Here is a 22257-nt window from a genome sequence, read left to right on the forward strand (position 1 = left end):
TATAACTATTAATATAGTATATACTTAAAGATCAACATTTTGTTGATCTTTTCTTTATTTAATATTCTGTTATTTTTTCCCAACCTTAATTATTATTAAATATTTTCTATTATATAAAACGGTAAATTTCTCATTTTTTCATAAATACTTTAATTATTATTAAAAATATAGTAAAATTATTAATAGTTAGTTCAAAATTTACATTTAATTTCTAATCACAAAGGAGGAATATAATTGGAATTAAAATTTGATATATTTCAAACAATGGCATTAGCTACTGTTGTTTTTTATTTAGGAAATTTTTTAAAAAGTAAAATAAAGTTTTTATCAAAATATTGTATACCTGCACCAGTAATTGGTGGGCTTCTATTTGCAGTGTTAGTTCTTGTTTTAAGAATAACTAATATTGCAACAATAACTTTAGATACTACTCTTCAAAATTTATTTATGACTGCATTCTTTACTAGTGTTGGGTTTACTGCAAGCATTAAGATACTAAAAAAGGGAGGACTTAACGTAATAATATTTTTGTTCCTTTCTATATTATTAGTAATATCTCAAAATGCATTAGGTGCATCACTTGCAAAATTATTTAATTTAGATCCTTTACTTGGACTTTGTACAGGCTCTATTCCTATGATTGGAGGTCATGGAACTGCTGGTTCATTTGGACCTCTTTTAGAGGAAATGGGCGTTGCTGGAGCAACTACTGTATCATTTGCTTCTGCAACTTTTGGACTAGTTATGGGTAGCCTAATAGGTGGTTTTGTTGCTAAAAATTTAATTGAACGCAATAAACTTAAAACCCCAAAGGAATCTCACGATAAATTTATACCAGTAAGCGACTTCCATGAAGATAACAAAGCACTTCTTTGTAATAAAAGACTTATGAAAGGTGTTTCTTGGATATTTATTGCAATGGGAATTGGCTCAGTAATTTCAGGATTTATTCAAAACTTAGGACTTACTTTTCCATCATATATAGGTGCTATGATAGCTGCTGCTATTATTAGAAATCTATGTGATATTAAAAATGTAAAACTTGAAGAAAAAGAAATAGAAGTTATCGGTGGAATAAGCCTTTCATTCTTCTTATCTATGGCTTTAATGGGACTAAAATTATGGGAACTATTTGACTTAGCAGGCCCTATGGTTGTAATGCTAGTTGGGCAAATGCTTCTTATGGGATTATTTGCTTACTTTATTACATTTAAAGTTATGGGAAAAGATTATGAAGCTGCTGTATTTGCATCTGCAAATTGTGGATTTGGTATGGGCGCTACTCCTAATGCTGTAGCAAATATGGATGCATTAACAAGTAAGTTTGGCTTTGCACCAACTCCGTATCTTACAGTTCCAATTGTAGGATGTTTATTTATAGATTTTGTAAATTCAGCTGTAATTACACTATTTATAAATATATTACATTAAATTTCTCTATAGAGTTAATTTATATTATAATATTTAAATCTATCTAATTGTTTTTATATCAATTAGGTAGATCTTTTTTTATTATACTTTATACCTTACTTATTAATATTATTTTTTATTGTAATATTTTCCCTTATGTTTAATCTTTGTTAAAAAACTTTTAATCTGATTAAAAATATTGTAAAATTATCATTAAAAGATTTCATATATATAAAATTTTTTATTAATATTCATTTTATTTTGAATTATTATTAAATATTTTCTAAAAAGGGGGCAAAACATATGGAATTAAAATTTGATATTTTTCAAACAATGGCCTTAGTTACACTGGTATTTTATATGGGGCAATATTTTAAAAATAAAGTATCAGTATTATCTAAGTATTGTATTCCATCACCTGTTATAGGTGGTATTATCTTTGCAATAGTGGTTCTTATTTTAAAAATTACTAATATTGCAACTATAACTTTAGATACCACACTACAAAATATTTTTATGACTGCATTCTTTACTAGTATAGGATTTACAGCTAGCATTAAGATATTAAAAAAAGGTGGTATTAGTGTAGCAATATTCTTATTTTTATCAACACTACTTGTACTATCTCAAGATATTTTAGGTGTATCTTTAGCATCTTTATTTAATTTAGATCCATTGCTTGGACTTGCTACAGCTTCCATTCCAATGATAGGCGGTCATGGAACTGCTGGTTCCTTTGGACCACTATTAGAGTCTATGGGTATTTCTGGTGCAACTACAGTATCTTTTGCTTCTGCGACTTTTGGACTAGTTATGGGAAGTTTAATTGGTGGTATTATTGCTAAAAATCTGATAGAGCGTAAAAATTTAAAAACGCCAAAGGAATCTCACGATAAATCTATTCCAGTAAGTGATTTTCATGAAGATAATAAAGCAATTCTTTGTAATAACAGGCTTATGAAAGGTATTTCCTTAATTTTTATTGCCATGGGACTTGGTTCAATAATCTCCGGACTTATTCAAGCCTTAGGACTTACTTTCCCATCATATATAGGTGCTATGCTAGCTGCTGCTATTATTAGAAATATATGTGATATGAGAAATATTACTCTTGTTGAAAAAGAAATTGAAACTATAGGTGGAATTAGTCTATCATTTTTCTTATCTATGGCTTTAATGGGATTAAAGCTATGGGAACTTTTCGATTTAGCAATCCCTATGATTATAATGTTAATTGGACAAACTCTCCTTATGGCTTTATTTGCTTACTATATAACCTTTAAAGTTATGGGGAAAGATTATGAAGCTGCTGTATTTGCATCTGGAATTTGTGGATTTGGTATGGGTGCAACGCCTAATGCTATTGCAAACATGGATGCATTAACAAGCAAATTTGGATTTGCACCAAATGCTTATTTTACAGTACCAATTGTAGGATGCTTATTTATAGACTTCGTAAATTCAACCATTATAACGTTATTTATAAATATACTCCATTAGAGTTATATTTAATATTTACATAATAAGAGAGGATTTATATCTCTATGATATTAAAAATCATTAAAGATATAAATCCTCTTTCTCTTTATATTAAAACTCTTTTACTAATTTATCAGCTTTATCTTTAGCATCCTTTAAAATTCTATCTACATCTATTCCTTGAACATCTACATTTTCCGCTACGATAGTTTGGAAATCTTTTATTCCAAAGAAAGCAAAAATAGTTCTTAAATATCTCTCTCCCATTTCAAAATTTGAAGTAACAGCATTTGAATAATCTCCGCCTCTAGATGATACAAATAGAGCCTTTTTACCTTCACATAATCCAACTGGGCCTTCTGCAGTATATTTAAATGTTATTCCTGATACACTTACATAATCTATATAAGCTTTTAATATTGCTGGAATACTTAAATTCCACATTGGCGCTGCTATAACATATTTATCTGCTTCTTTAAATTGATATGCATATTTTAGTACCTTGTGATTTCTGCTCTCTTCATTTTTAGGTCCAAATACTGCTCTTAAATCTTCTCCTCTTAGGAAATCTATACCTTCTTTATATAAATCCAAGGTTATAACTTCATCATTTGGATTATTCTTTTTATACTCATTAATAAACTCATCTGATATACTGTAAGTTCTTGATTTTCCTTCTGGTTTTATATTTGCTTTTATATATAATACTTTACTCATTTTACTCTCTCCTTAATGTGTACTTTTTCTTGTAAATATATTTTACTATTCTCTTTCCATGAGAAAAGTATATTCTTTATATACCTTTTTAACAAGTAGGCACTTTTTTTATATATAGTATACAAAAAGATACCTTAATTAATTTAACTTTAATAATTTTCCATATATACTTGAAAATATTATTTATTAATTTATGATATAATATAATAAATATAAAATATGAGGTGCTTATATAATGACTAAAGACTTAAGCATTCATGACAAGTGTCACATGAATGAGATTTGTGAAAAGCCTGAATCATGTCCCATGATTTTAGTACATAAATTGGTTTCAGGAAAATGGAAAATCCTTATTTTATGGTATTTAACTAATGGTTCTTTAAGATTCAGTGAATTAAAAAGAAAGCTGCCTGATGTTACACAAAAAATGCTAACTAACCAGCTTAGAAGTTTAGAACAGGATAATTTAATATACAGAAAAGTTTATCCAGTAGTTCCTCCTAAAGTTGAATATGGATTAACTGATATAGGTAATAAAATAATACCTATACTTGAAAATATGCATAATTATGGAATGGAATATATTAATTCATCTTTAGATTAATATATTATTATTTATAAACTAAAAGAGCTATATTTCTAGCCCTTTTAGTTTTATTTACATATAAATTTAATAAGCCTTTTATTAAATTCATCTAGCTGATCATAGAATAGCCCATGACCACTCTCTTCAAAAGCATATAGTGTAGACCCATATATATTTTTATTTAATTCTAAAGCGAACTCAAAAGGACATATCTCGTCTAGCATTCCATGAAATATCCCAGTTGGTACCTTTATACACTTTAAATCATCAAACATATTCTCATCTCTAAGAGATATAGCTGTCTTTATTGTCGCATATCCTGTAGATTTAAGTGATATTAATGAAAACCAATTTCTAAATTCTTCACTTATATTGCTTGCAAAAAAATTTTTTCCAAAATCACTTATAGCTTTTGGTCTATCCTTATATATTGCTTTAATAATAGCATCAACATCTTCTTTTGAAGTTCCATATGGATATCCAGGGTATTTTGTAAAAGATGGTGCTGCTGCTCCTAAGAGTGCAAGTTTCGATACTTTATATCCTTTATGTCTTGCCATATATCTAATAGCTATTGCTCCTCCCATTGAAAACCCAGCAAGAATTAGAGATTTAACATCTATATTTTTTATTATTTTATATAAATCATCAGCTAAATCATCATAAGAATATCCTTCAAAAGGCTTATCTGATTTTCCAAATCCTCTAATATCTATTGATATACAACGTATATTATATTTAGGTAATATGTTATATTGATACTCAAATACCTCACTAGTTAAGGGCCAACCATGAATAAATAACACAGTAGGATTTCCACTTGGATTTATATCATTAACCGCTATTTTTACATCTTTACTAATTTTTTGATAATACATTCTAACACCTCTATTTATTAATATTAGATAATATGTATTTTTTAAAGATATTAGACCATCTGTTAGTATTATAAATGTTTTGATATAATATAATTGCCAATTTAATTATGAGGGGAGTATTTTATGGGATACAAAGGGATAATATTTGATTTTAATGGAACTCTTTTTTGGGATTCAGAAAAGCATGAACTTGCATGGAAGAGATTCTCAAAGGATCTTAGGGGACATGAATTAAGTGATGAAGAAATTAGACTTAATGTCCATGGTAGAACAAACAAAGTGATTTTAGAGTATATTCTCGAAAAAACTTTTACTGATAATAGCTTTGAAACCTTATCTAAAGAGAAAGAAAAAGTTTATAGAGATATGTGCTTAGATGATATAGCTTCATTTAAACTAGCACCTGGTGCTACAAAATTATTTGATTACTTGAAGGAAAAACATATTCCTTTTACTATAGCTACAGCATCTGGTAAAGAAAATGTATTATTCTTTATAGAAAAATTTAATCTAGATAAATGGTTTGATACCGATAAGATAATCTTTGATGACGGGACAATCCTTGGTAAGCCTGAACCTGATATGTATATAAAAGCTTCTAAAGCACTTAATTTATATCCTAAAGATTGTATTGTTTTTGAAGATGCTATATCTGGTGTTGAAGCTGCAAGGAGAGCTAATATAGGTAAAATAATAGTAATTGCTCCTACAGAAAAAGAATATTTATTTAAAAATCTATCTTCTGTTAGTGGTACTATTGTAGATTTTAATTTTAATAAAGAGTTTTTGGAATTAGACTAATTAAATTTTAGATTATATATAATAAACTACATTTATAAAAGCCTACTTAATAATTATTAAGTAGACTTTTATGATTTTATTGTTAAGTTATTAAATGCATGAGTTAAAATATAATATAAATTCTTAATTTCTTTATAAATTATTTTGTTCTTCTACTAACTCTTCTTTTCTATATTGATTATCTAAAGCTTTAACAAATGGATAGTATATCATAGTTGATACTAATATACATACAATTTGTACTGCTGCCCCTTGCCATCCTGCTACTAAGAATCCACTAAATATTCCTGGTGTTGGCCACGGAGCTTGTATTCCATTAAATAATGGCATAAATCCTATCTTCTGAGCAAAATATGCAATAAGTATAGAAACTGTAGGTGCTAATGCTACTGGTATTAACATTAATGGATTAAATATTATAGGAAGACCAAATACTAATGGTTCATTTATATTGAATAATGCAGGCACAGCACTAAGCTTTCCAAGCATCTTTAGTCTTTGTGATCTAGCAACAAGCAATACTGATATTATTAATCCGATTGTCATACCTGCTCCTCCAATAGTTGCAAATTGATCAATCATTTGAATTGTACCAATATGACCATTTTGAAGAGTTAAGTTGCCAGCTTCAAATAATTTCTGATTTTCTAATGTATTTGCTGTAATCATTGGATTTACTACTGAATTAACAACCCCTGGGTGGATACCAAACCACCACAATAATCCATTAAGTAACCCAACTATAGTTATAGCTCCAATAGATGCAGTTAATCCTTGAAGTGGAACTTGAAGCATTTCATATATCCATTCGTGAAGTGATGTTTCTGCTGCTAAAGCTAGTCCATTTACTAAAAGACTAAAAGCTATAATTAATACTCCTGGTATAAGTGCACTAAATGATCTTGATACCATAGGAGGTACACTATCAGGTAATTTTATAACCATTTTCTTTCTAACTACAAATCTAAATATCTCTGTTGAAGTTATTCCCATAAAAATTGCAGCTAATATCCCCTTAGATCCAAGCCACGCCATTGGAAGTACTCCTAAAACTATTTCCCTTGATTCTGGTGCTATGGCTATTTTAGGAGTTATTATTATATATGAAACTAGTGCAAGTATCATAACTGATAATTTATCAAGTTCATAATCCTCTGATAATTTGTAAGCTAAAGTACCACAAAGCATAAATCCCATCATATCAAAAGTAGCCTTGTAAGCTGGTGATATATATGAAACCCAGTCTTCACCAAAAATACTTGCCATAAATTCTGGATACCCCTCCACTGGGAAGCTAGTTATAAGTAAAAATATTGATGCGATAATTGTAAGTGGCATTACAGCTAAAAACCCTGATCGTAATGCACTAAAATACCTCATACTTGTAACTTTTGATACCGCAGGTACCATTTTTTCCTCAATTAAATTCGTAAATTTCTCCATACCCCTCTCTCCTCTCATCTACTATGTACGATTTAATTATATCAATTTATATTTTAACAATATATCCCTTTATTAGAGAAATTTCTCCATCTATTCTATTTCAATTAATTATTTTATCTTTTTAACTTTATTTATTTAATATTTTTTGATAAATTTCACATACTTCTTTAAATTATTATTAAATTTAAAAGAGGTTTATCTAAAAACTAGATAAACCTCTTAATTTTATATTTCATTATAAAACTCTAAAATCTTTTTCATTGCCTCTTCTAATATACTACTATTTGTTGCTACATTTATTCTCAAAAAACCTTTATAATCATCAATAAACCTATTCCCACATTCCAGAAGAACCCCTGTCTTTTTAGCAAGATCTATCGAAAATTTAAGACTATCATCTATCTTATTAAACTTAACCCATATTAAATATCCGGCATCTGGAATCATAATACTACAGTCAATATGCCTTAAGTATTTATTTACTAAATCAATATTTCTTTCTATTTTTTCAATTAATTCTTTTACCCATAGATATCCATTTTTATAGCAAACACTTGAAAACTCTGCTCCTAATATATTTAAGTGTATCTTATGCTTCATCATTCCTTCACATACTTTATCTTTTAAATTAACATTTGAAATCAAAGCATATCCTACGTTTAATGATGCAATATTGAATGTTTTATTTGGGGATCCTATAACTATATAATTATCAAATTTTTCTTTTAATTTATAGATCGAAGAAAAACTATTATTATAAAGAGCTAAGTCTCCATGTACTTCATCGGAAATAACTAAAACATTATTTTTCTTTGCAATCTCTAAAATCCTTTTTAATTCTTCTGTGTTCCAAATCCGACCTGACGGATTATGAGGATTACAGAGTAATATACATTTTATATTTTCATCATTAATCTTCTTGTTTAACCTTTTAAAATTAATAAAATATCTATCTTCTTTAATTTCTAAAGGCTCTCTAATTAATTCTAAATTATTATTTAAAGTTATGTCTTTAAAAGGTCCATAAACTGGAGTAAAAACTAATACTTTATCATTGTAATTTAAAACTTCACCTAATACTACATTCATAGTCGTAAGTGCTCCTACTATAGGAACTATATCATCTAAATTAACATCTAAACCTTGTTTTACTTTATACCAATGTTTTATATCACTTTTAAATTCATCCTTTATATCAAAATATCCAAAATCTCCTCTTGAAACAATATCAATAAAACCTTTACTTATTTCCTCTGGAAGTCTATAATCCATATCTGCAATAAATAATGGATAATACGGCTCCTTTGCATCTTTAAATCTTTTTTGTATATATTCTCTATTCCATTTCTTTGTATTATTTTCTTTTCTATCTAAAATTTCATCAAAATTGTACATACTTACCCTTTCATTTTATACTTTTCTATAAATCTTTTTATTATGAGATCCATAGCTATATGCACATTTAATCTAGTATCAACATTTTCATCTGAATCATGAGAATGTCCTGTATAAACAACGTATCTACAAAGTCTCTCAAAAGTTGATCCTCTTGACTCTGTTATAAGTACAACATCAACTCCTTTTAGATTTGTTTCAACAAGTACTTCTAAAAGTTCCGGAGTTTCTCCACTTCTTGATAGCATAAATACAAGATCCTCATTTCTTTTTAATATCTTACTAGATAATCTCATAAATCTTGAATCATCGTGTTGCTCTACTGGTATTCCTAGAAGTTGTAATTTAATTTGAAATATCTTACCTAAATAATTACTCATTCCCATACCATATATAGTGATTTTTTTGCATTTCACCATCTTATCTACAATTTCATCCTGTGGACTCTCTGTCACAAGCTTATAGGTTTCCATTATAGAATTTATATAGGAGTTATCAGAGAACTCTTTATTGTCCTCTATAAGCTTATTTTTTTCAAAGTAGTCGTCCTTAAATTGTACAAAGCTTTTATACTCTAACTTTTTAGAAAGTCTATGTACAGTACTTGTACTTGTAGTGAATATTTCTGCTATATTTTCTATTGTGAAGGTTTTGTAAGTGAACCTCTCTTTATTTTCCAGAAGTTCATGTAGTAGTTCCTTCTCAAGTCTAGTTAGGTTCTTAGTATAAGTTGATATTCTTCTATGTAAATTCAAAAATTCCACCTCTTCCATAATTAAGTAAATAAATCAACTTAACTTTATCATAAAATGGTAATTTTATCACTATATGCCCTTTATTATACAGATAATTTTATCAACTTTTTTATCAATTCAGGACAAATTTTTCATTACTAGTTCATAAATAAAAATAAGGTTATTTCACAATCTGCAAAATAACCTACTAAAAACCATAAAATCCCTATAATTCTATACTCTTAAATTTCTTTAATATAATTCTCGATGATAACATAGCCGCTACTATTAAAATTAGACTTGATAATATTAAAACAACATTTAAATTCTCTGAAATAAATGTTAATTCTTCTTTAGATACAAAAAATTTCTTAAATACGTTAATACCAAGGGCAATTATAAATATAGGCACAGTTCTAGTATAAGATAGCATAGTACTCTTTGGATATAATAATTCTATATAAAAGTTTAATACAGATAATGTATAAAATATTATAAAGATTATACCTATAACTCCCCAATTAACTACATTACTTATACCAAAATAATATGAAATTAAAGCCTGTATAATTATATTTGGAGTTAAATATATGATAAAAATAACTATAGGGGTTACTGCCTTACTTATTACAATATCCTTTAATCTTATAGGAAGTGATCTTAATAGCATATTTATACTTCCACTTTTAGAACTATTCTTTGCAATTATATAATTTATACTAGCTATGGGAAAAATCAGTATCCCAATTACAAAAAACATAATTAAGTTTCCTGTAAAACTTTCTATACTTTGTCCTTCAACTTTATATTCAAATAATGAAATAATACTCGTTACAATTACCCATGGACAATAGATAAAGAAAATTAATCTTTGAACCTATTATTTCACATCCATTCTATTATAAATTATATTGCTAATTATAAATGATATTATATATACTATTGCTCCTATTAATAAGAGTATAGGGTTAGGATTTAATAAAATATTATCTGATATAACATCTGCAAAATCTCCATTTAAATATCCATCTATTAATATATTAGATATTATAAAAAAACTTACTACAGCAATAATATTAGCTATCTTATAGTATTTATAATTAATAGTTATAAATATAGGCTCAAGTATTGATATATAAAGTAATTCAATAAAAATAGCAAGAATTATAACTGCAGTATTCACTTCCATACTAGGAGGAATAATAATACTTATTAACCTATACATTATATAAGTTAATATATTAATAAAAGTAATATAAATTAAAGCACTTATATATTTTGATAATATATACGTACTTTTCTTTATTGGTAAAGAACTTAAATATATTTGAAATTTATTTCTTTTTGACAATTCAATAGTACTTACTATTAAATAAAATATCATAAATGATCCCATAATATATATACTTTCTGATCCTCCATTCACTATAAAAATTGCTGACATAAATATTAATGCTATTATAAATGATTTAGCAAACTTTTTCTGAATAAAAAATTCTATTTTAAGTAAATTTCCCATAGCTATTCCCCTCTCTTTTTTGAATAATAAATAACTATATCATCTAAACTTGCTCTTTCAAAAATAAGCTTATCTCCATACTCATTCTTAAGTTTATCTCGTTTATTACTTAAAGCCTCAAAATTATACCTTGATTTTCTTACACCAACTAAATCTTTTTTCATTTCACTATCAAGCACATCAATAGGACCTTTAACTACTACATATTCTTCTAAGAGCATATCTTTTTCTTTTGAAAATTCTATTCTACCGTTATTTATAAAGGTTATATAATCTGCAAGTTTTTCTAAATCTGTTGTTATATGAGTTGAATAAAGAATTGATAGTTCTTCTTCACTTATTAAATCAAATAAAAGATCTAATAATTCACTTCTAAAAACAGGATCTAATCCCGATGTAGGCTCATCTAATATCAATAGCTCTGCACCATGTGAAAGAGCAATTGCCAATGAAAATCTCATCTTTTGTCCTTTTGATAGCTCTTTTACTTTCTTCTTAATATTTAAATTAAACTTATCTATATAAAATTTAAATTTTTCTTCACTCCACTTTGAATAAAATGGTGCTATGATTTTCTTATTTTCATCTATGGAGAAATCTTCAAATGTACAACAATCATCATAAACAAAACCTATTCTATCTTTTATGCTTACCTCATATTCTTTTAAATTTTTATCGAATACTTTTATATATCCACTTTTTAAATTTACTAAATTCATTATTGATTTTATTATTGTTGTTTTTCCTGCTCCGTTTGGACCTACAAGCCCCATTATAAATCCTTTTGGAATAGAAAAGCTTACATTTTTCAAAGAAAACCCTCTATATTCTTTGCTTATATCCTTAACTTCTAATGCATTAATATAATTACTCATTAAACTCTCTCCTTTTTATTTAATTTAAACTTCTTTTAAAGTTTTAAGTATATAGACTAATTCATCAAAATCTAATCCAATACTATTTGAAATATCTATCGCCTCTATAAGTTTTTCTTCAATCTCTCTTAATTTTTCTTCTCTTAAAAGTTCTTTATTTTGTTCTGCAACATAAGATCCTTTCCCTGGAAGTGTGTATACATATCCATCCTTTTCAAGCTCCTCATAAGCTCTCTTAGTGGTTATCACACTAACTCTAAGTTCAGATGCTAGACTTCTTATTGATGGCAGTGGTGAATTTTCTTTAATATTTCCAGATACTATCTCATTTTTTATCTCTTTTGCAATCTGTTCATATATTGGTACTCCTGAAGTATTTGAAATAATGATATTCAAACTCTCACCTCTTTCTAATAAACAGTACATACTGTTTATATACTGTGTATATGTTATATATACAGTATATACTCTTTTTAAAATAAATGTCAATATATTTTAAATTTTTTAGCAAAAAAAAGATCGTATAAACACTTAACGCATGCTTATACGATCCTAATTTAAAATTACTCTTTAACTTCTGCTTGCTTCTCAGCTTCAGTATTATATTTTTTACCTTTATCTTTATCTTTTACTTCTGTATTAACATTTGAAAAAGAGTTAACTATTATATATCTACTATCTCCAACATTCATATAATCAATCTTAACTTTATCTCCAACCTTACTTAAAGCAACTTCTCTTGCTGTTTCTGTTGATACTGAATATATATTATCTGAGCCTTTAAGCTTTACATCATATATACTTGATCCCTCTTTTATAACTAATCCTATTCTCTCTATTTCACCTTCAACTGACTTAGCGTTATTACTTCCTTCTAATGAAATATTAGTGTTAGTTAATACCTCTAAATATTTATTTAAAGTTGATTGAAGTGAATCTCCAACTGCTACAGTATTATAATTTTTAACATTAACCATGGCATAATTTTTAACTAGTCCATTTGCATCTTTTAATGTCATAAAGTATGTTGGTTCATTTTGAATATTAATTAAATATGGGAATGTTGCTGTATATTTGTATTGTTGTACCTTACCTTCAGCAGACTTCATGGCTGCTGTTTCTGTTGCACCTGCTGTTTTATACATTGTTGTCTTTCCTGTTCTTGTATTAGTTAAAGTAAATCCAACTAAACCTTGATCATTTCCAACTGAAGTTATACCAGTGTAGTAATAACATTCATCATTATTATATATTAAATTCATTCCCTCTGTAGATACAAGCTTGTCCTTATCACTAAAGTTAAATACTCCATGAACAAGCTTACCCCATTTATCTATATATCCTTTGATAAATGAATCAGGCTGTATTCTATCAACCCATTTTGGCATATTTTCAATATCATATACTTCTGCTTCCCCAGTTTGTGAATCAATAATTAATGCACCTGTAGCTTTAGCTTCAGTAATTCCAACACCCGTATCGTATCTTGTAATAACCCAATATGGATTTCCTTCATCATCTAGTTCGAAGGTATAATCTGTATGTGCTGCCTTCATATCTCTTAAAAAGGCTGCCCTATCTAAATCTGTTAAAAGATATGAAGATTCTAAATACTTTATTTTAAGCGGTTTTCCACCTACTTCAGTTACAAGTTCAACATCATTTTGATTTGTAGCACTTACCTTTACATATCCTGGCGTTCCTTCATAATTAGTTATCCACTTTATAAGTGATGAATGCTCTAGTGGCGCTACATAATAAAGTTCTCCATTTACACTTTGAAGTGTTAAATCTCCTATATACACCTGACTACCAAGGCTTGGTATTTCCCCAAGTTTTTTGTCAGCTAATTTACTAGCAAGTTCTTTATCTATTGTTGGTAATTGTTTTAAATCAATATGTTGTATTTGACTTGAAAATTCAACTCCATCAACTTCCCCAATCAAATCTCTGTGAGCTTTATAATTAACTAGAGGACTAAATACTATCATAAGAGCTACATAAATAAATATACCCGTTCCTCCAGCTATAATATATTTTTTACTAAAGTGTGTTATACCATAAGCAATACTACTTATTATAAATGGAATAATTAATGCTAAGAAGCTAATAGATAAATCTAAAATTAATCTACTTTGTAAAAATAATATTATTGCCATTACTAAGTATGATATAACAAGCCATTTTAGATATCCTTTAAAACTTGCTTTTTTGCCTTTTGCCATATTAGTTACATTGTCTTTTGACCTTTTAAATTTCGATATCATGTCAAAAATATCAGAAAAATCTCCCCTATTATTCATAATCTAAATTCTCCTTTTCGTTATATTGTTTGTATTATATCATAATGTAATAATAAATACTATATAGTATAAAAATTTATTCATATTTTTTTTATACTATATTCAAATAACAAATACATAAAAGCTATCACCAATATAGTGATAGCTTCTAAATTATTCAAAATCTTCTATTCTCATTATACTTTTTATCTTTTTAACACTTTTAAGTTCATATATATCATCTATTGTATTTATTATTTGTGCTTCTCTACATGTATGTGTTACAAGGACTAAATCAACCTCTTTTTCACTCTTTTTTGATATCTTTTGAATAACAGCTCCTAAACTTATATCGTACTCTCCAAAAATTGAGGTCACTTCTCCAAGTACTCCTGGCATATCAAGTACTCTAATTCTTATATAATACTTACTCTCAACACCTCTAATATCTCTAAATTTCTTATCCCACAAATTATTTTTAACTACATGATTATAATTTTCAGAATTAACATCATTTTTAAGTATTGTTATCATATCACTAACTACAGCACTTCCTGTTGGTAATTCTCCTGCACCTCTTCCATAAAACATTAAATCTCCTACTGCATTTCCTTTAATTAATATAGAATTAAAAGAATCATATACATTTGCTAAAGGATGATTTTTAGGAATCATTGTTGGATGTACTCTCATCTCAACCTTACCATTTCTATCTTTAACTATTGCTAATAGCTTTATAACTTTACCAAATTCTTTTGCATACTTTATGTCTATTGATTTAACGCTTGTTATCCCTTCTCTATAAACACTATTCACATCAACTTTTGTACCAAATGCTAATGAAGATAATATAGCTAGTTTATACTGTGCATCATAACCTTCAATATCTGATGTAGGATCTACTTCTGCATATCCCATATCTTGCGCTCCTTTTAATGCTTCCTCAAAAGTAAGACCTTCTAGCTCCATTTTTGTTAGTATATAATTTGTTGTTCCATTTATTATTCCATACATCTCCTCTACCTTATTTGCAGTTAGACTCTCATTTATTCCTTGTATAATAGGGATTCCACCAGCTACGCTTGCTTCATATTGGAACATAAGCCCCATATCATCAGCTTTTTTAAAAAGCTCATCACCTTCTGTTGCAAGAAGCATTTTATTAGCTGTTACTATATGCTTTCTTTTCTCCATGCATTTAATCATATATTCTCTAGCAGGTTCCATTCCACCCATAACTTCTACAATTATTTTTATAGAATCATCCTTTAATATATCATTAAAATCTGTTGTAAGTAATTCCTTAGGTACATTTATTCCTCTTTCTTTCCCTATATCCCTTACAAGTATCTTTGATACATTTACCTCATACCCTGAACGTTTCATAACTTCTTCTCGATTTGACTTTAATATAGTCCAAACACCTCGACCAACATTCCCAAGTCCAAGCAAAGCAATATTAATTTTTTTCATATATAGACCCCCTCATTTTAAAGTACCCCAATTATGATATAAATTTATTATATAACTAATATCCATATTTTTCCATGATATATTTTTATTCCAAATAAAAAAAGCCTTAGTTAACTAACTAAGACTCTTTATTTATATTAATTTAAAACTCTTCTAACTCTGCCGATTTTACTCCAAGGCACATTAGCTATCTTTACATAATCATGTGATTTAGGTGCTTCTATCCATTGTCCATTTCCTATATACATCCCAACGTGTTGAAGACTTCCATAAAATAATAAATCTCCTGGTCTTGCATCACTTACTGATACTTCTCTTCCTGCGTTTATCTGATCATATGTTGAACCACCTATGCTTATTCCAACTTGTTTAAAGCCCCAATACAATAATCCTGAGCAATCAAATGCTCTATATCCATTATTTATATATTTTGATGGTATATTATATTTCCCTTGTGCTGCCTCATTTGGATACATATTTTTAAACATTCTTAAACTATCATTAGTTATAAGTTCTCCTTTACCTCCCCAAATATATGGTGAGCCAAGCTGCTGTTTTAATATGCTATAAACTCTATCAAATGATGCTGATGATGGTGTAGAAGCTTCATCTTTATCTATTATCTTTATATAATCTGAGCTTGCATACCCAACTTTACCATTTGCATTTACCTTATACCAATTACCTTCTCTTGCAGTAATTTTAAAAGTTTCACCTGGAAATAAATATCCAACAACTGAGCTACTTGTATTTGGTGATTTTCTAAGCCTTAGACTAGTTGAAACATTAACAACCTTACCATACTCACTAAGTGACTCACTGCCACTGCTACTTCCACCGCTGTTGCTGCTTCCGCCATTATTGTTTCCTTCTCCACCTACTTGTACATAATCTTGATGGACATATCCAGTAGTTCCATCATGTCTTATCTTATAGAAACTACCTGACTTTCCAAGAATATCGAAAGTATCTCCTTCTAATAGATACCCTACAACTGAACTACTTGTATTTGGTGCATTTCTTATTCTTAAATTTGAAGTTACATTAATAACTTTTCCTTTTCCTGAAGCACTTTCTGAGTTGCTACCACTACTACTATTATTATTGTTGTTGTCATCTCCCTGACCTACTATTTTTACATAGTCCTTATGAACATAACCATTATTACCTTTGGCTTTTATTTTAAACCAGTCACCTGTTCTTCCAAGGATATCAAACTTATCTCCATTTGAAAGATAGCCAACTACTGAATGACTAGTTGAAGCTCCACTTCTTATTCTTAAGCTGCTTGTTACATTAGTAACTTGTCCAACTTTACCACCTAATGAATTATCTGTATTTCCACCATTACTATTATTATTATTACTTTCTCCAATTACTTGGACATACTCTCCTGATATATATCCTATACGCCCATTTGAATTTATTTTATACCATCCACCTGATTTTCCAATAATATCAAATGTATTCCCTTCATATAAATATCCTATCACTGAATGGCTAGTTGAAGCTCCACTTCTTATTCTTAGACTACTTGTTACATTAATAACTTTTCCTTTGCCTGAAGAAACACTTCCTGAATCCGAACTCCCTGAGCCTGTCTTTATATAATCACCATATACATATCCTGTATTTCCTCTGAAATCAATTTTGTACCATGATCCTGATTTCCCAATTATATTTACTTTTTCTCCATTACGTAAATAACCTAGAACTTCTGAACTAGTATTTGCACTTGCTCTTACTCTAAGGCTACTTGTTACATTTATTACCTGTCCCGTACTTGTTGATTTATATTCATCTGCATGAGCTGTGACTGTATCATGCATTAGTACTGCTCCAGTACCCGCAGACGTAGCCAGCATTAATGCCATAATCTTCTTCTTATCCATTATATCACTCCCATATATCCAAATTATAACACTCTACTTCTACATTTTACCTCATTTTAATAGATAATTAAAGATTTTTTTGTTCCTTCTGTTAATATTAAACATTATATGTTATTTTATGAATATTAATTAATATTTTTTATATTTTATTAAATTTATAATGTAAGCGGTAGCGTACTACACCCAATACTTCCTCCAGCCTTCACTATTTCATCGTATTCACAATAAAATACTTTATATCCAGCTTTTTTTAGCACCCTAGTTGCTTCAGTATCGCTACATATTATCTTCTTTTTGCCAATAGGTAGTACATTAGTACCAAGATTGTCTGCACTTTCATTAGAAATGTAATACAAATTTTTTATTTCATTTTCAATCTTATCAATATCATAAACGTATTCACTTATTATTGCTGATTTTTTATCCAATATATTAAATACACAATCTAAATGCAATTTATTTTCTGAATCAAATTTTATTGGAACTACCTTGTATTTTAACCCTTTTTCTTCTATATATTGTCTAAGTTCTTCTATTCCAGCTTCAGTTGTTCTTTGACTTATTCCAACAAATATAGTTGAATGTCCAACTACCACATCTCCACCTTCTATATTATTTTCAAAAATATAATGTTCTATCTTATTTTTTCTTACAAATTCTATAAGTTTTTCAGTTTCTTTTTTTCTACCTGCACTTCTCATATTACTAATAAACATAATATTTCCTAAAGCAAATCCAATATCTCTAGTAAACACTTCACTATTGCTATTTTCAGTATTTAAAAAATAATATTTTATACCCTCTTCTGATAATATATTTAGCAAATTATTGTAGTTATTAAGTGCTTTCTCTTTACAAAAAGTGCCTTTATGCTTATTATTGTTATTAGTAATTTCTATAAAGCTCGGATATCTCATTAAAATGTATTTTATTTCGCTCATATTTTATTCCTCTTTCGTGATTATTTTATAATTCATTTTTTCAAAAACTAAATAATTTGTCAATATCCTTTAAGTCTAAATAAATAAAACCTAGCATGCTATATTTATTTTTACTATCAAACATTCTATGAAAATCTGACCCAGCTGTATAAATATACCCTCTTTCTTTCGCTATATTTATAAAATATTCTGTATCACTTTTAGTATTTTTTGAATGTATTGCCTCTATTCCATCAAAATCATATTTTAATACTTCGTGTAGTAAATCTCTTCTTACAGTAACCGGATGAGCTAAAATAACTTTTGCTTTAAATTTTTTTAAAAAAGCTATTCCCTCTTCTACAGCTAATTTTTTTCTATGTTTCTCTTCTCTATCATCTTTTAAATATTCTTTTCTAAATTCTTTTATTTTTCCTTCTCTAATAAGTTGTAGTCCCTTAATAAATTTTTTATTTTTATATACTTTATAGTTAAAGTATCCCAAAACATGCACTCTTTCGCCTCTATATCTAGTTGAAAGTTCTAATGCTGGAATAATTTTTATTTTTCTTTTTTTCCCTTCTTTAACTGCTTCCTCTACACCATCTACTGTATTATGGTCTGCAATAGCAATAGCATCTAGCCCTACCCCTTTTGCTAGTATTACAATTTCTCTTGGTGAAAGTTCTCCATCAGAACTTTTAGAATGTATATGAAAATCCCCTCTCATTATTTAATGACCTACTTTTTATTGCTTTCTTATACATACTATTCATAAATCCATAAATTCGTACATATTCGACAAATATTATAAAGGAGAAATTTAAATATTTCTCCTCTATAACATTTACATAATTATTATTCTTTACTTTCAATTTTGTCTTTTTTGATTTCATCTTCTTCAAAAGTATCTTTTTCAATTTCTTTATTATTTTTTAATTCTTTATTTTTATCATCTTCTTTAAATGTTTCTTTATCCTTTATTTCTTTATCTTCTTTATCAAATTCATTTTTTTCTTCATCTATACGAGAAGAATCATATAAAACACTAGTTTGTTTTTCTGACTTACTTTTCTTTTTAGTAATTTGAACTCTCTTTGCATATGCTTGTGGAGGAATAGATTTAGTAATCTTCTTATCTAAAACTACTGAAACATAATCTCCAACTTCACATTTAATTTCTTCTTTACACTCTTTTTTACAGCCTTCGTGTATCTTAGTATTTTTATCAATTATTATAAGAACTTGACCTTTATAAGTTTCGCACCCTTTCATATATCCATCTACAATTACTCTAATATTACCTGAATCATTACATTTTTCAACTTTTTTAATCTCCCCCATTAATAATGGATCCTTTAATGGATTAGCTGAAGCTGATACCCCAAATAGCCCAAGGAAAAAAATAGCTATAAGTATTGTTCTTTTAAATTGTTTTTTCATATAATATCCTCCTTTGTTATTTATTCAAAAAATATCTTTCCTCAAATAATAAAAATTTATTCAAAATATTATATAAAAATGGTTAATTTATATTTTATTTGAATATAATCATATTAAGAATAGTATTTAGGAGGCTATATATGAATATAAAAAAATATGAAATCCTACAAAGAGGAAAATGCCTACTTCTCTATCTTTTACTACTACTTTTTATAGCCTTTTTTATTGAAATTATTACAGGTTTCTTATATGCTGACATCTTCCTTATTCTTGGATTAATCACATCCATAATTGGTGGCTTTTCATTATATGGAGGAGCTCATATAGGAAATGGTATTAATACCCTAGGACAAAGTAATTCACAGTATGTATCACAAGCTAATTTAGAAATAACTCATCATGAAAAAGAATCCTTAGATAGAGCAAATAATGCTTTAAGGACAACATTAATAGATGTTAGGTTTCATAGTCTTGAGATAATGCTAAGTGGAATAATACTGATAGTCATAAGTATTATTTGAAAAATCTAATAGAAAAGACACCAAAATTTTGGTGTCTTTTTTTATTATTCTTCGTTTTCTTCTTTTAATTTTATTGCAATTCCAAGCTCTTCAAGCTGCTTTTCATCAGCTATATTTGGAGCTTCACTTAAATAGCAATATGCATTTTGATTTTTTGGGAATGCTATAACATCTTTTATGTTTTCAGTTCCTGCTAAGAACATTATCATTCTATCTAAACCAAATGCTAATCCGCCATGTGGTGGTGGTCCAAATTTAAATGCTTCTAGTAAGAATCCAAATCTATTCCATGCCTCTTCCATAGTAAATCCTAATGCTTTAAACATTCTTTCTTGAAGCTTAGTGTCATGTATTCTAATTGATCCACCACCAAGTTCTTCTCCATTTAATACAAGGTCATATGCTATTGATCTAACCTTTCCTGGATCTGTTTCTAAGAATTCTAAATCTTCTTCCATTGGTGCTGTAAATGGATGGTGACATGCAGTATATCTACCTTCTTCTTCACTGTACTCAAATAATGGGAATTCTGTAATCCAAGTAAAGTTAAATTCATTTTTATCTTTAATTAAATCCAGCTTTTTAGCAAGCTCTAATCTTAATGCACCCAAGCTTTGGAAAACTACTGAATTTTTATCAGCAACTATTAAAACTAAATCTCCAGTTTTCGCATCAGCAGCTTCTAAAAGCTTAGCCATTTGCTCTTCATCTAAGAATTTAGCTATTGGAGATTGTATTCCATCTTCTTTAACTTTAATCCATGCAAGACCTTTAGCTTTATATGTCTTAACAAATTCTCCAAGTCTATCGATATCTTTTCTTCCCATTGTTGCTCCGCCTTCAACGCAAAGTGATCTTACTGATCCACCATTTGAAAGGGCATCTGAGAATACTTTAAATTCTACATTATTTACTGCTTCAGAAAGATCATGAATCTTCATTCCAAATCTTAAATCAGGTTTATCTGAACCATAGCTTTCCATAGCTTCTTTAAATGTCATTCTTTTAATTGGAAGTGACACTTCATGTCCTAATACTTCCTTAAATACATGAGCAATTAATCCTTCATTTAATTCTATTATATCTTCTTGATCAACAAAGCTCATTTCTAAATCTACTTGAGTAAATTCTGGTTGTCTGTTTGCTCTTAAATCTTCATCTCTGAAACATTTAGTTATTTGATAGTATTTATCAAATCCAGATACCATTAATAATTGCTTGAATATTTGTGGTGATTGAGGAAGTGCATAAAACATTCCTGGATAATTTCTTGAAGGAACTAAGTAATCTCTTGCACCTTCTGGAGTACTCTTAGTAAGTATTGGTGTCTCAACTTCTAAGAACCCATTATTATCTAAATAGTCTCTAACTGCCTTTGAAGCTCTATTTCTTATCATAAAGATTTTTTGCATATCTGGTCTTCTAAGATCTAAATATCTATATTTTAATCTTATGCTTTCAGCCGCATCTAAGTCTTCTTTAATATATATTGGAGGAGTTTCTGATTCTGAAAGAATTTTTATATCCTCACACTTTAATTCTACAAGGCCAGTTGCTAGCTCTTTATTTGGAGCTTCTCTTAATACTATTTCACCAGTTACTGCGATACAGTATTCTGGTCTAACTCCCTTTGCCTTTTCAAATACTTCTTCTTTTACATCGTCTCCGAATACAACTTGCATTATTCCAGTTCTATCTCTTAAATCAATAAACTGTAATCCCCCAAGCTTTCTATTTCTTTGAACCCATCCCATTAAAGTAATTTTATTACCTACATGTTCTTCTCTAGGTTCACCACACATCATTGTTCTTTTTAAACCGCTAAGCGCTTCTGCCATATGTGATTCCTCCATATCTATTTTAATATATTTTTTCACATTTTTAAGCTT

General features: G+C 28.2%; 21 protein-coding genes. 5 read left to right on the plus strand and 16 right to left on the minus strand.

Annotated features, from left to right (window positions below; genetic code table 11):
* Nucleotides 1-234 precede the first annotated feature (234 nt).
* Together gltS (JOC62_RS06290) and gltS (JOC62_RS06295) are read left to right on the plus strand one after the other, a co-directional pair.
* Nucleotides 235-1431 carry a sodium/glutamate symporter gene (gene gltS / locus JOC62_RS06290; protein ID WP_204594368.1) on the plus strand — a complete coding sequence of 399 codons (1197 nt, stop codon included), beginning with the start codon at nucleotides 235-237 and terminating at the stop codon, nucleotides 1429-1431.
* Between the two features lie 282 nt (nucleotides 1432-1713).
* Nucleotides 1714-2910, plus strand: a complete 1197-nt coding sequence (gltS, locus tag JOC62_RS06295; protein ID WP_204594369.1) for a sodium/glutamate symporter — start codon at nucleotides 1714-1716, stop codon at nucleotides 2908-2910.
* A gap of 90 nt (nucleotides 2911-3000) precedes the next feature.
* Here gltS (JOC62_RS06295) and JOC62_RS06300 read toward each other — a convergent pair whose 3' ends face one another.
* Nucleotides 3001-3606 carry an FMN-dependent NADH-azoreductase gene (locus tag JOC62_RS06300; protein ID WP_204594370.1) on the minus strand — a complete coding sequence of 202 codons (606 nt, stop codon included), beginning with the start codon at nucleotides 3604-3606 and terminating at the stop codon, nucleotides 3001-3003.
* 271 nt (nucleotides 3607-3877) lie between these two features.
* Between JOC62_RS06300 and JOC62_RS06305 the strand changes: the two genes are divergently transcribed.
* Nucleotides 3878-4210 carry a winged helix-turn-helix transcriptional regulator gene (locus tag JOC62_RS06305; protein WP_204594371.1) on the plus strand — a complete coding sequence of 111 codons (333 nt, stop codon included), beginning with the start codon at nucleotides 3878-3880 and terminating at the stop codon, nucleotides 4208-4210.
* A gap of 50 nt (nucleotides 4211-4260) precedes the next feature.
* Here JOC62_RS06305 and JOC62_RS06310 read toward each other — a convergent pair whose 3' ends face one another.
* Nucleotides 4261-5070, minus strand: coding sequence for an alpha/beta fold hydrolase (locus JOC62_RS06310; protein ID WP_204594372.1), 810 nt, complete (start codon nucleotides 5068-5070; stop codon nucleotides 4261-4263).
* A gap of 123 nt (nucleotides 5071-5193) precedes the next feature.
* Here JOC62_RS06310 and JOC62_RS06315 point away from each other — a divergent pair, with 123 nt between their 5' ends.
* Nucleotides 5194-5871: an HAD family hydrolase gene (locus JOC62_RS06315; protein ID WP_204594373.1), complete on the plus strand. Its 678-nt coding sequence runs from the start codon at nucleotides 5194-5196 to the stop codon at nucleotides 5869-5871.
* Between the two features lie 132 nt (nucleotides 5872-6003).
* Here JOC62_RS06315 and JOC62_RS06320 read toward each other — a convergent pair whose 3' ends face one another.
* The 13 genes from JOC62_RS06320 to JOC62_RS06380 all read right to left on the minus strand — a co-directional run bounded on the left by JOC62_RS06320 (nucleotide 6004) and on the right by JOC62_RS06380 (nucleotide 19847).
* Nucleotides 6004-7314 (minus strand): PTS sugar transporter subunit IIC, encoded by a 1311-nt coding sequence (locus JOC62_RS06320; RefSeq protein WP_204594374.1) that lies wholly within the window; start codon nucleotides 7312-7314, stop codon nucleotides 6004-6006.
* 225 nt (nucleotides 7315-7539) lie between these two features.
* Nucleotides 7540-8709 (minus strand): MalY/PatB family protein, encoded by a 1170-nt coding sequence (locus JOC62_RS06325; RefSeq protein ID WP_204594375.1) that lies wholly within the window; start codon nucleotides 8707-8709, stop codon nucleotides 7540-7542.
* A 2-nt stretch (nucleotides 8710-8711) separates the two neighbouring features.
* Nucleotides 8712-9464 (minus strand): MurR/RpiR family transcriptional regulator, encoded by a 753-nt coding sequence (locus tag JOC62_RS06330; protein ID WP_204594376.1) that lies wholly within the window; start codon nucleotides 9462-9464, stop codon nucleotides 8712-8714.
* A 205-nt stretch (nucleotides 9465-9669) separates the two neighbouring features.
* Nucleotides 9670-10203, minus strand: a complete 534-nt coding sequence (locus JOC62_RS06335) for a hypothetical protein (RefSeq protein WP_204594377.1) — start codon at nucleotides 10201-10203, stop codon at nucleotides 9670-9672.
* 120 nt (nucleotides 10204-10323) lie between these two features.
* Nucleotides 10324-10962: an ABC-2 transporter permease gene (locus JOC62_RS06340; protein ID WP_204594378.1), complete on the minus strand. Its 639-nt coding sequence runs from the start codon at nucleotides 10960-10962 to the stop codon at nucleotides 10324-10326.
* Nucleotides 10963-10964: 2 nt separating this feature from the next.
* The gene (locus JOC62_RS06345) at nucleotides 10965-11837 is read right to left on the minus strand and encodes an ABC transporter ATP-binding protein (RefSeq protein ID WP_204594379.1); all 873 of its coding nucleotides are present in this window, start codon (nucleotides 11835-11837) and stop codon (nucleotides 10965-10967) included.
* Nucleotides 11838-11861: 24 nt separating this feature from the next.
* A complete protein-coding gene (locus tag JOC62_RS06350; RefSeq protein WP_204594380.1) occupies nucleotides 11862-12233 on the minus strand; it encodes a GntR family transcriptional regulator in 372 nt (123 codons plus the stop codon).
* A 167-nt stretch (nucleotides 12234-12400) separates the two neighbouring features.
* The gene (locus JOC62_RS06355) at nucleotides 12401-14062 is read right to left on the minus strand and encodes a cell shape-determining protein (RefSeq protein WP_204594429.1); all 1662 of its coding nucleotides are present in this window, start codon (nucleotides 14060-14062) and stop codon (nucleotides 12401-12403) included.
* Nucleotides 14063-14293: 231 nt separating this feature from the next.
* Nucleotides 14294-15592 carry a homoserine dehydrogenase gene (locus JOC62_RS06360; protein ID WP_204594381.1) on the minus strand — a complete coding sequence of 433 codons (1299 nt, stop codon included), beginning with the start codon at nucleotides 15590-15592 and terminating at the stop codon, nucleotides 14294-14296.
* 137 nt (nucleotides 15593-15729) lie between these two features.
* A complete protein-coding gene (locus tag JOC62_RS06365; RefSeq protein WP_204594382.1) occupies nucleotides 15730-17484 on the minus strand; it encodes a C40 family peptidase in 1755 nt (584 codons plus the stop codon).
* A gap of 155 nt (nucleotides 17485-17639) precedes the next feature.
* Nucleotides 17640-18425: a dimethylarginine dimethylaminohydrolase family protein gene (locus JOC62_RS06370; RefSeq protein WP_204594383.1), complete on the minus strand. Its 786-nt coding sequence runs from the start codon at nucleotides 18423-18425 to the stop codon at nucleotides 17640-17642.
* 40 nt (nucleotides 18426-18465) lie between these two features.
* Entirely contained in the window at nucleotides 18466-19134 is a 669-nt protein-coding gene (locus JOC62_RS06375; protein WP_204594384.1) for a PHP domain-containing protein, read from the minus strand.
* Nucleotides 19135-19262: 128 nt separating this feature from the next.
* Nucleotides 19263-19847, minus strand: a complete 585-nt coding sequence (locus tag JOC62_RS06380; RefSeq protein WP_204594385.1) for a hypothetical protein — start codon at nucleotides 19845-19847, stop codon at nucleotides 19263-19265.
* Between the two features lie 140 nt (nucleotides 19848-19987).
* Here JOC62_RS06380 and JOC62_RS06385 point away from each other — a divergent pair, with 140 nt between their 5' ends.
* Entirely contained in the window at nucleotides 19988-20368 is a 381-nt protein-coding gene (locus tag JOC62_RS06385) for a hypothetical protein (protein ID WP_204594386.1), read from the plus strand.
* Between the two features lie 44 nt (nucleotides 20369-20412).
* On the opposite strand, the gene aspS is transcribed toward JOC62_RS06385, so the two are convergent.
* Complete coding sequence (aspS, locus tag JOC62_RS06390) at nucleotides 20413-22206, minus strand: aspartate--tRNA ligase (protein ID WP_204594387.1); 1794 nt, start codon at nucleotides 22204-22206, stop codon at nucleotides 20413-20415.
* Nucleotides 22207-22257 lie beyond the last annotated feature (51 nt).

The organism is Clostridium sardiniense (assembly GCF_016907995.1).
GTDB classification, from domain to species: domain Bacteria; phylum Bacillota; class Clostridia; order Clostridiales; family Clostridiaceae; genus Clostridium; species Clostridium sardiniense.